Here is an 11,089-nt window from a genome sequence, read left to right as displayed (position 1 = left end):
GAAATTTTCTTACTGAAACAATTTTTATTTAAACGAGATACTTCAATTCAAGACAAGAAACTATTTTTATTCTAATAGAAATAAGACTCAGGGATTACTAAATTTATTTATTAGTACATCCAATTACCATATGAAGAACTACTAATACTTTACTGTATTAAACAAACTAATATGTTTTTTATTAAAAAGAGATATCTATATGAGTATCATTATTCAGGCTGGACACAATTCTTCTAAATCAAATCTACTGATGAAGAAACTTTATGAAAATGGTTTAAATCAACCGTTAGATAGCTATAATCATAAGTTGGCTCCTCAACAAGTTGCAGAAACTATTCACAAGATATTATCCCGTAAAAATGTTACAGTTCCAAATAATAAGTTAACTGATAATCTTATGGTAGATCTTCTTTTATCTAATTTAGATTCCGACAGTTGGGGTTGGGAGTCTGAAGAGAATTTGTTAGCACTGGATTACTGGTATCAGTTGGATTCAAGTACAAGGTTTGTACTTGTATTCGATCACCCGAATCAATTGCTCTCACAAATAAATTCCGAGTTACTAACAGTGGATGAACTTAGTGAAATCATTAGTAATTGGGTAAGTTATCATAAGAAAATATTAAATTTCTTAGAAAGTAACACGGATAAAGCGATATTAGTAGAAGGTGCTTATGCAGTTAATAATATAGAAAATACTTGTAAAAAAATAGAGAGTGTTTTTCAAAAAACTTACTTCGAAACAGATTTATATCAAGAAAAAAATCCACTTATTTTGAATAGTGAAGAAGTTGTTCCAGTCGACAAGTTAAATACAATTAAGAACTATCTGTTTGAAGAGATTCTATGTGAGTTTCCAGAAATAACTAATATGTTCAACATTTTACTAAATAAATCTTCGATAAGCTATAGTAAATCAATTTATGAGGTTAAGAAGAAAAATATACCCAATATAATTTATACTTTAAATTATGTGAGTAAATATAATGAATTAAAAGAAAGCAAAAATGAAAGTAATAGAAATAAATATTTAGTAGAAGAAGTAAGAAAGCTAAGTAAGGAAAAACAAGAATTAAACAGCGAAATTTCTAAAACAAGAAGTTTACTAAAGAAAAAAGAAGAAGACATCGAGAAAATTAAGATAGAAAAAGATATAAATGAAACTGGTGTTTTTAGTAATAAAAAGTTAAAGCAAGAGAATGAAATACTTATTACTCAGTTACATTATGTACAGGAGGAGTTAGAGAAGATTTACTTAGAAAAAGAAAGTATAAAACATTCGGAAAGTAAAGGTCTATCTGATAATGTAACAGAGTATCCTATATATTATGGGGCAGCAGAACGTGTGAAACAAGATCTGCCTTATCGTCTTGGCGCTACAATGATAAAACAAGGAAAATCTGCTAAAGGTTTAGCTGTTTTACCTTTATCATTAGCTAAAGAGTATAAGAACTTCAAAAAAGAATATAGTGACTCAAGTGTTTTACCTCGTTTAGAAGATTATCAAGATGCATATGAGGCCGAGAAAGTAAGAAACCACTTATCTTACCAATTGGGTAATACACTAGTAGAAGGGCTTGAGCATCCATTGAAAGCAGTTAAAATTCCATATAAGTCTTTCAAACATATTCTTGATTTTAAAAAGAAATAAAAATTTGGCTAATTGATCAAAACGTTCATAAGGAAGTAGTAATGAGTTCAAATGTTTTTTTACTAAGTAAAGCCAACGAATTATTTAGAGCAAAAAACTATAGTGAGGCAAAGAAGTTATATATAGAGGCTGGAGAATTAGTAGGTATTGAATCAGTTAAAGCAAACATTATGCTATGTGATAGTCGTAACGGGATTAGTAACCTCAACGACTCTTATAAATATCTTGAGAATACGAAACATGGTATTCCTATTTCTAAAGAAACGGATATAGTTCAAAATAATTCAGTTAAATATATTTTAAAGTCTTTACAAGAGTTTGATGGTTTCAAGGATATTAATAAAGTCATTAATAAGAAAGCACTACCGAAAGTTACTTATGTAGTTACTTCTTTTAATGCAGAGCAAACAATAGAAAGGTCGATTCAGTCTATCTTGATGCAAAGCTATCCTAATATTGAGATTGTTATATGTGATGATAAAAGTTCAGATGGTACGTGGGAAAAACTGAAAATACTCAAGGAACAGTCAGAAAAGAGTATAAAAATTATACGAACAAACGTTAATGGTGGAACGTATTTAGCCAAAAATATCGCTATTGAAAGTGCAACTGGAGAATTTATTCTATTCCAAGATGCGGATGACTATTCCCATCCAGAACGTACCATAGTACAAATATACCCACTAATAGAAAATAAAGATTTAATTGCTACTAGAACTAAATATGCTAGATTCAACCCAGATACAATGGATATAATTCCTGTAGGTGGCAATTTGTCAAAGTTTGGTTTAATAACACTTGCTGTTCGTAGAGATGCTTTCGTTGATATTGGATATTTTGATTCAGTTAGAAAAGCAGGAGATGATGAGTGGTTCCAGCGCTTAAGACACCTATATGGTCGTGACAGTATAAAAGAATTAGACGTTGCTTTATACTTGGCTGAACTAAGACAAAACTCACTTGTTGCTGATATGATAACCTTTAACGATGATGGTTCAGTTGAACAGTCAAGCTCAGAAGATAGAAAAAATTATGTGAAGATTTTTAAAAATAACTATAAAGATAAAAATAAGAAAAAACAATGGTACAAAAACATATATGCTCCTTATAGATTAAGACCAATTAGAAGTTATCCTGAGAGTATTAGTAGCTTAAACCCTCCTAATGAGAAAGTGTTTGCATCTGGATGCTGTATACCGGAAAGGTTAGAAAGTTTCCAATTAGTAGTCCAACGTATATTGCCACAAGTTGATCATCTATATGTTTATCTCGACAAGTTTGAGAAAATACCTTCTTTTCTTAATCATGATAAAATCACAGTAACACTATCTAAAGATTGTTTTAAAGATTATAGAGATAATGCTAAATTTTTAGCTTTTGATAAACTCAAAAATCAATTATCGAATTTTTATTATTTTACTATCGATGATGATATTCTATACCCTCATGACTATGTAAGAAGTTTGCTAGATAGGCTGAAGGTATACAAGAATTCGTTAGTAATTGGTGTTCATGGAGTAATGTATGAAGAAAATCCAAGAAGCTACTTTAAAAGAAGGTTTGTTTATCATTTTCAAGGAACCAAATTAGAATCTCCTAAATTGGTCAATAATTTAGGTACAGGTACTGTTGCGTTTCATTCTAGCTTGTTTAGGCAATTGAATCCTGACATGTGGCCTACAGGTGGAATGGTAGATATTTACTTTAGCAACGAGTGTCGTAAGAATAATATTTTGTTATTATGTATAGATAGACATAAAAATTGGTTGAATGAAACTTACGAATCGAAAGGTTCGCCAAACTTGTGTGACGAGTATAGGGTATCGGATAAAGAAGCAAAAATCATAAGTGAAATAAAAACCATGTCACCATGGGGATATAAAAGTATTAAAGCAGTGATGCAAGATAATAAGTATATAGGTATGGGACTAGAAAGTATGCTACCAGAGTTTGTCGATGATGTTAAAGTAGCGAACTTTTTTCAAAGGTATAGATAATTATTATTGACATAGCAAGGCTAGTTGTTTTACTGAGAATTGAATTTACAATGAATGTGTATTTATATATTTTATATATAATTTCAGTTTAGCTTGTTATAGATTTGATAAATCTTCTATGTGAGATAAACTATCACTATATAGTTGACTCAATTTAAAACTGATACAGTGCCGCTAGTGTAAGTTTCCCTTGCTTGCTGTGCGATTTCGTTACTCTAGAGGCTGCGCAAAATTCATCCCAACAGCATATGGCATAGAGTATGCCAATTATATTTAGGATTGATTATACAAGATTGTAACCCTTATCCCAACTTATAACATGGTATTAGTATGAACAAGAATAAATTAAATGAACAGTGCTTCTTATTTGCTAGTAACAAGGAAAACCCTCAGGTTTTCTTTCAAGGGTATTGTTTTATTGGTAGTGATTATATTTCTGGTAGTGAAGGTCAGAAAGATTTTTATAATAAAACTGGAAAAAGAATAAACGGTAGTGAGGATGGTTGTTATATTTATGCGGAGCGTATTAATAATGATTATTTGTTCAGCACCGACTTTCTAGGTTATAAGAAAGTTTTTTATTACTGGACAGATGATATGTGGGTAGTCTCAAACTCTATACAATTAATAGCAGACTATTTAAAGGAAAACAAAATCAGTTTAAAAGCCAATTTCTCTCAGTTATCTGCTATAGGAATTCATAAAGGGTCTTTTTTTAATCAGCTTTACTCTGTTAATACCTTTATTGAGGGAGTCAAATTACTACCAGCTGGGTGTACTTTGAAAATATCTAAATCGGAATGTTCTATTGAAAGGATTAAAAGATTAAATGTGTTTAGCTCATATGAAGAGGGTTTATCTTTATTTATAGGTACATGGACTGCTCGTTTACAAGGACTACTTGAGAGCAATATTCATATAATTTCTGATCTTACCGGAGGAGCAGACTCAAGAGCAGTATTTACACTTCTAAAAAAAGCGAAAGACTTATCCTTGAGTGGAAGTGACTATCCTATGCTAAGTTGCGGATCCTCTAAAGGAAACACATTAGACTTGGAAATTGCCAGAGATATTGCAGGATGTTATGAATATCCTATTAATGTGCGAAGACAACATATAGAAAATAAATATTCAGGACAAGAGTCTTATGAGTCATGGAAAGCTCTTTGTCTAGGTGTTTATCATCCTATCTACTTTCCACCTCATGGGCCTCAAAATGGTACTGTTTCTTTAGGTGGTTCTGGAGCTGGAAACCATCGTCGCGTTTATAAACACGAAAGTATTGAAGAGTTAGTCTCTTCTCACGTTTCTATGATTAAGCCTAATTGGCTGTCTTATAATGTACGATCTGATATAGAAGCTGAAATACATAGAATGAGTTTAATAGGTTCTAAAGTAGATCCAATGGTTTTACATTTTAGAGAGTATAGAGACAGAATGCATGGTGGTAGAAATCCACAGTATATGACACTATTTAATCCTTTAGGGTCTAAAATCCTTGATGAGGTTTCAGAAGTTTCTGGTAGTAGTAGATTTAAAGTAGGGCAAGTAAATTATGATATTATGTCAAACTTACTTCCAGAGATTCTCGGTATACCTTTTGACAGTGATTTAAAGGCATTGACTACTGAAAGAAAGAGAAATCTTGTTCTTTTAGATAAGCTTGATAGAATCAGTACAGGTAAAGCTTACACTAGTACTGATATAAGCTTAGCTCAAGAACCTCTAAAGAAAACTAGCTCAGCCATCGAATTTTTAAATGAAGATTTCCAAGTAGCTAGAGCTAAAGTATTTGTAAAAGATTTTTTTGGCAAAGAATTTATTAACAAGACTGATAATACTATGAAGCTAGCTTTAGAACATAAAATGTTTAACCATGCAATAGATGGGCAAGGAGTCGCAGCAATGATTGCAGCTTCTATATTTGATTAATACGATATTATTATATTATCGCAAAGCATTTTTATTAGAGGTTTTGTTTATTCCATATCTATCTAGTGGCAAGTACTTTTCATCAGTAAAAGGCTGCTTAATGTTTATAAGCAGCCTATATGAACTTTATCTAATAATCGATATCCCATAATGATTTAATTTAAAACGATTTGTAAATTACAATAATCCATAATAGCTATAATAATTTTCGAAAGATTTTATGTGTAATAAATCTTTAAATAGTCTGGCTTCTGCATCGCAGAAAAGCTTTCCTAATTGCTTATCTAATGCTGGACTGTATTCTGGGAAGTAGCGTCCTGGATGAGGTGTTAATTCTCCCAAATAGTAACCATCTGTACCTTTGTAAAAATCAATACGCATAAAGGGTGCAGGGATATTTAGAGAGATATCTTTTGCATATTCTAATACTGAGCTATCAAAACCTGTACCTTCAAACCATGGCTGATTACGGCGTTCGCTTTCAAGTACGTTACCGTCTTTATCATACCAACACTGATAAGCTTTATCAGATCTTTTAATTTCTAAGACAGTACCCACTATTCCATAATACATATACACTTTTATATCATGAGCGGCTTTATTATCGCCATTCAAAATAAGTTTTTCAGTTTGCCAAAGGCCCTGAATGTCCCTACCTAGTATTTCTTTTTTAAAGTCATCCAAACTATTAAAGGCATGGTTTGTCTTAACTTCTAAAATGTTTTCATGGCTAAAATAAAAGAAAACATTGGTAGAAGAACAGCCAAATGAAGGTTTGATAACGATGGAATCAGTAAAATCAATATCTTCAAACTTGCACTCGCTTTGAAGTAGTTTTGGAGTAGGAATATTCAATGACTGCGCGAACTGTTGATCAATTTTTTTGTTGTTATCCCAAGGAGATATATTGCAGCCTATAGCACTCAGATGCTGTTTGAACCGCATATACTCTACTTGTTTTGCCACGTGAGAGTAATGAGTAGGCAGAGACATATAAGGTAAAATATACGGTTGTTTAATTTCACTTAAAGGAATAACGTTGTATACTTTTTTTAAGCTCTCTGTGTATTCTTGGCTGTCTCGTCCGTATATCAGCGCCACTCTATCTAGAGTCAACCTTATATGTTCCTGAATAGCTTCAAACTGCTTGATATTTATATCAAGTTGCGATAGAGCATTCGTAAATAGTTCAGGTTGAGTCAGTTCATTAATCATTATTATATTAACTCTCTTGTAGATGAATATCCGTACTTATCAAATCCTGAATCTTTGGCAGTAGTCAAAGAGTTTTTTCTTAATAATCCAATTGCTAGGGGTAGCTTAATATATTCAATAGAGTTCTCTCCATAATTAGAAAAAATTTTATTAAGTAAGCGCTTATCTGACTCAATTCTACGCTGATCATCAAACCCACCTAGCGCTTCTATTGTCTTTCTATAAATCATCATTGAGGAAAGGTTAAGCCGTAAAAGTGGGTAATTTTGACGACAAATAGGTAATCCTGTCTCATCATCTACTCTAAAAAAATTAGAAAAATTGGCTACAGTATTAAAGTTTTTATTTAACTGTAATAGTTGTCGTGCGACACGTTCTGGATGTGACCAATCATCTGAGTCTTGAAAAGTGATAAATTCGCCAGACGAATATTCTATACCGATATTTCTAGCGTGATATGTACCACGATTTTCATTAAGTTCGATGACTTTTATAGATGAATACTTTTTGAGTACTTCTACAGTATTATCAGTGCTAGCATCATCGACTACAATGATTTCAATATTGTTAATGGATTGATTCAACAAAGAGTCTATACAGTTTTCTATGAAAGCTACAGAATTATAGGTAGTGACTATAATGCTGATTTTTTGAGCATTATGAATTTTCTTTATTTTTTTGTGGTTATTACCGATAGTGAGCTTATTGTTTTTAACTAAATTTATAGGTTGTAGGCCATACTGACGGTAAAACCTATGAATTAGTAGTTTTGCCAATAAAGGTTTATGTCGCATGAGAGCGATTTTTACGGCAACAAGTGTATCAGCACGGCTATAAAGTCGAAGGGGCGGAGTATTTCCTAACGCTATTCTCAAAGTATCTTTAAATGGTCTAGGAATATCGTCTCGTTGATTACAAAGCTCTAGAGTCAAGTCAGGATAAACATAACCTATTCGATATAGGATTTGAAGCGCATCCTTTCTTTCCAAGCTAGCAATACAGTCAGTCTGTAGCAGATTCTCAACTAGAGAGTCCGCGCTGGCGTATTGCTGAGCTTGAACATAATGCTCAAACTCTTTTAAAATTTTACTCATTTATTATAAACGCCAGTCTGGATTTACTAATGCACCTTTAACGTCGATGACCACTTTAGGCTGATTGCAGAAACCATCTATTTTGTCGTCTTCACCAACAAACTCTGAATGGTTAACCGCTACAATAATGGCATCAAAACTATTTTCCTCAATATCTTTATAATCGACATGATTAACATTCAAACTATTCCAATCTTCTTCAGTGACCCAAGGATCAGAATAAGTCATTTTTACCCCATATTTTTCAAGCTCAATACCGATATCGGTTACTTTAGTATTTCTCACATCAGGGCAGTTTTCTTTAAAAGTAACTCCTAGAAGTAAGATGCGGGCATCTTTGATATTTTTCCCGTATGAGATAAGCTTTTTGATAGTTTGTTCAGCAACGAATTTACTCATAGAGTTATTGATAGCACGAGAAGTCAAAATCAAGTTAGGGTTCAATCCTAAAGATGAAGCTTTATGAGCTAAATAGTAAGGATCCACACCAATGCAATGTCCACCTACCAGACCAGGCATAAGCTTGATGAAATTCCACTTAGTAGCAGCAGCCTCTATAACTTCATGAGTATCAATGCCAACTTCGTTAAAGATAAGAGCCAGCTCATTTATCAAAGCAATGTTGACATCACGCTGGGTATTTTCAATAACTTTGGATGCTTCAGCGACTTTTATAGAAGAAGCTTTAAAGGTACCAGCAGTAATGACCGAGCTATAGAGTTCATCTACTATATCCGTATAGTAAGGGTTTGAACCTGAAGTGACTTTTAATATGTTTTCTACCGTACGCAGTTTATCACCTGGATTAATACGTTCTGGAGAATATCCGACACCAAAATCTATATTCAACTTTAAATTCGATTTTTCTAATTCAGGAATACAAACCTCTTCAGTAGCGCCTGGATATACCGTTGATTCATAAATAACAATATCATTTGGTTTGATGATTTCACTTAACATCTGTGAAGCTTTAACCAATGGTGATAAGTCGGGCAAATTATTATCGTCAATAGGTGTTGGTACCGTAATAACAAAAACATTGGCTGTCGCTAATTCACGTTTATCGCAAGTAAAGGTAAGCCGTGAAGTATTTTGCAAATATTCAGTAGTAACTTCTTTAGTTTTATCGATATTATTGGATAGCTCAGTAATACGTGTTTCATTAACATCGAAACCAATAACGTCATATTTTTTTGCAAAGGCACAAGCCAGTGGTAAACCTACATAACCTAATCCAATTATTGCAATTTTTTTAGAATTCATTGAACAGCCTTTTAATAAAGAATAAGATAAACGGTATTAGTTTATTGATGAGTTAAAACGATAGCTATAATAGCAGATATAAAATAACTGAGAAAGTAATCGTCTGTGGGTTTCTAAATTATTAATTTTACTGTCATTACACCATTTAGCATAAAAAGGTTGCCCTAATACCGTGACCTGTTTCCCCCTTAACAACGCCTCAAACCCACTCAATGATGTAATAGTATAGACATGATCGATGGTCTCTAAAGCATCCACTAAATGAATAGACTGGGTGAGAATAAGACAATCTAACTCATTTAAGGTGTTAATAAGAGAAGCATCGTCCAACGTCATTGGATGTGGCTTCACGATGATTTGCGCATTAGGATTATCTTCGATTGCTTGATTAACCACATCTAGCAGTGTAATACCAATACCGCCGCCATATTTTAATGAATCATCATGTGGCACTTGTCCTAATACTAATATTCGCTTTTTAGTCTTTTCGCCATAGGTAGGCTGCACATCAACATAGGGCTGATGATTGTATTTGCTCACCCGATGCGAGACGTAATAATTTAGCATCTCCTGTGCCAATTCCTCATTATAACCGTCTTGATCAAAGTCAAAGTTAGCGATTAGATCTGTTAAATCGTTCGGCCTTGTCGTGTCAAAGTAAGGCGCTTGGCTGTCCATGACGATAGATAATGGCGGAGCACCGCTCTCATCGTCAGGGCCTGAGCGAATAAAACCATCTTCTAAAAAGAAAATATCTAGCTCTTGTTCTCGTATATATTCTATAAAATAATCAGGTGCTTTATATCCCCATATATAAATGACAGGATTTACAAGTTTGATAAAGGATTTTAACCATAGCTTAAAGTAGCGTCCACTAAAATGCCGCTGTATTTGGATATGATTTTGCTCAAATACCCAGTCCCCAACTAAATCTCGCCATGGCTGCATACCGACGACCAGTGCTAAGCGCTGTGTAGGGTGTTTGTAATGACTACAATACCCTGACAGAAGCGGCTTTATATATTGGTTAAAATTCATGAGCTAGTACAGTTTGCCCTTTGATAGTAAATTATCTCTATTATGATACGCTATCGCTTTCCCATTTTGAATGATTTCCATAACAAGTATATAAAACACATTATTATAAGCATCGATAGGAACAGTCAGTTATGCAGAGTATCACCCACGCCGTCATCCCCGTCGCAGGCTTTGGCACCCGTATGTTGCCACTATCTAAATCAGTGCCAAAAGAGCTGCTGCCACTTGGCAATCGCCCAGCTATTCATTATGTCGTTGAGGAGGCCATCGCTGCCGGTATCAAACATATTGTCTTGGTCGGCCACGCGCAAAAGAGCGCAATTGAAAACTACTTCGATATCAATGCTGAGCTCGATAACCAATTGCGTCACAAAGGCAAAGACGAGCTTGCCGATAGTCTTAACTGGCTACCAGAGGATGTGACCGTATCGATGATACGTCAAGGTAAGCCGTTAGGGTTGGGTCATGCGGTGTTGGCCGCGCGTCCTATTATCGGCGCACATGACTTTGCCGTCTTGCTACCGGATGTCGTCCTCGACCCCTTTACCACTGATATGTCCACTGACAATTTGGCCTTTATGCTGGATGCCTTTGCTAAAGACAGCCATTCTCAAATCTTGGTAGATAAAGTCGTCGATGAAGACGTGCATAAGTACGGTATCGCTCAATTAGATGAAGCCTCTAGCGATGCTAACAAGGTAGATGATCAGAAGGCAGTAAATGCCAGCTTTAGAGTCGCAGGCTTTGTAGAAAAGCCGAGCTTAGCAGATGCGCCATCCAACTTAGCGGTGGTCGGCCGTTATGTATTTAGCAATCAAATCTTTGATTATCTAGCCAATACCACAGCCTCGGTCGGCGGTGAGATTCAGCCCCGTCCCCCCCCCCCCCCCCCCCCCCCC

General features: G+C 34.3%; 8 protein-coding genes. 4 read left to right on the top strand and 4 right to left on the bottom strand.

What is annotated here, in order from left to right:
• The first annotated feature begins 199 nt into the window (after window positions 1-199).
• The 3 genes from PENNN9_RS12395 (at window position 200) to PENNN9_RS12385 (ending at window position 5,580) form a co-directional block, all read left to right on the top strand.
• Complete coding sequence (locus PENNN9_RS12395) at window positions 200-1,651, top strand: hypothetical protein (RefSeq protein WP_058369961.1); 1,452 nt, start codon at window positions 200-202, stop codon at window positions 1,649-1,651.
• A gap of 41 nt (window positions 1,652-1,692) precedes the next feature.
• The gene (locus PENNN9_RS12390; protein WP_058369960.1) at window positions 1,693-3,648 is read left to right on the top strand and encodes a glycosyltransferase family A protein; all 1,956 of its coding nucleotides are present in this window, start codon (window positions 1,693-1,695) and stop codon (window positions 3,646-3,648) included.
• Window positions 3,649-3,978: 330 nt separating this feature from the next.
• Window positions 3,979-5,580 carry a hypothetical protein gene (locus tag PENNN9_RS12385; RefSeq protein WP_058369959.1) on the top strand — a complete coding sequence of 534 codons (1,602 nt, stop codon included), beginning with the start codon at window positions 3,979-3,981 and terminating at the stop codon, window positions 5,578-5,580.
• A gap of 177 nt (window positions 5,581-5,757) precedes the next feature.
• On the opposite strand, the gene PENNN9_RS12380 is transcribed toward PENNN9_RS12385, so the two are convergent.
• From PENNN9_RS12380 to PENNN9_RS12365, 4 genes are read right to left on the bottom strand one after another with little or no spacing between them, the layout of a single operon-like run.
• Complete coding sequence (locus PENNN9_RS12380) at window positions 5,758-6,795, bottom strand: ATP-grasp fold amidoligase family protein (RefSeq protein ID WP_058369958.1); 1,038 nt, start codon at window positions 6,793-6,795, stop codon at window positions 5,758-5,760.
• A 2-nt stretch (window positions 6,796-6,797) separates the two neighbouring features.
• Window positions 6,798-7,889, bottom strand: a complete 1,092-nt coding sequence (locus PENNN9_RS12375) for a glycosyltransferase family 2 protein (RefSeq protein WP_058369957.1) — start codon at window positions 7,887-7,889, stop codon at window positions 6,798-6,800.
• Window positions 7,890-7,892: 3 nt separating this feature from the next.
• Window positions 7,893-9,152, bottom strand: a complete 1,260-nt coding sequence (locus tag PENNN9_RS12370) for a nucleotide sugar dehydrogenase (RefSeq protein ID WP_058369956.1) — start codon at window positions 9,150-9,152, stop codon at window positions 7,893-7,895.
• 36 nt (window positions 9,153-9,188) lie between these two features.
• A complete protein-coding gene (locus PENNN9_RS12365) occupies window positions 9,189-10,190 on the bottom strand; it encodes a hypothetical protein (RefSeq protein ID WP_058369955.1) in 1,002 nt (333 codons plus the stop codon).
• A gap of 131 nt (window positions 10,191-10,321) precedes the next feature.
• Between PENNN9_RS12365 and PENNN9_RS12360 the strand changes: the two genes are divergently transcribed.
• Window positions 10,322-11,089: sugar phosphate nucleotidyltransferase (locus PENNN9_RS12360; protein WP_058369954.1), on the top strand; the 768-nt coding region annotated here is incomplete at its 3' end.

This window comes from Psychrobacter sp. ENNN9_III, assembly GCF_001462175.1.
In the GTDB taxonomy this organism is placed as follows: Bacteria; Pseudomonadota; Gammaproteobacteria; order Pseudomonadales; family Moraxellaceae; genus Psychrobacter.
The sequence above is the reverse complement of the archived record's forward strand: the minus strand, read 5'-3'. Positions and strand labels throughout refer to the sequence as shown.

Coding starts and splice junctions, on each gene's coding strand:
- PENNN9_RS12395 (WP_058369961.1), top strand. CDS start 200: ATGAGTATCATTATTCAGGCTGGACACAATTCTTCTAAATCAAATCTA.
- PENNN9_RS12390 (WP_058369960.1), top strand. CDS start 1,693: ATGAGTTCAAATGTTTTTTTACTAAGTAAAGCCAACGAATTATTTAGA.
- PENNN9_RS12385 (WP_058369959.1), top strand. CDS start 3,979: ATGAACAAGAATAAATTAAATGAACAGTGCTTCTTATTTGCTAGTAAC.
- PENNN9_RS12380 (WP_058369958.1), bottom strand. CDS start 6,795: ATGATTAATGAACTGACTCAACCTGAACTATTTACGAATGCTCTATCG.
- PENNN9_RS12375 (WP_058369957.1), bottom strand. CDS start 7,889: ATGAGTAAAATTTTAAAAGAGTTTGAGCATTATGTTCAAGCTCAGCAA.
- PENNN9_RS12370 (WP_058369956.1), bottom strand. CDS start 9,152: ATGAATTCTAAAAAAATTGCAATAATTGGATTAGGTTATGTAGGTTTA.
- PENNN9_RS12365 (WP_058369955.1), bottom strand. CDS start 10,190: ATGAATTTTAACCAATATATAAAGCCGCTTCTGTCAGGGTATTGTAGT.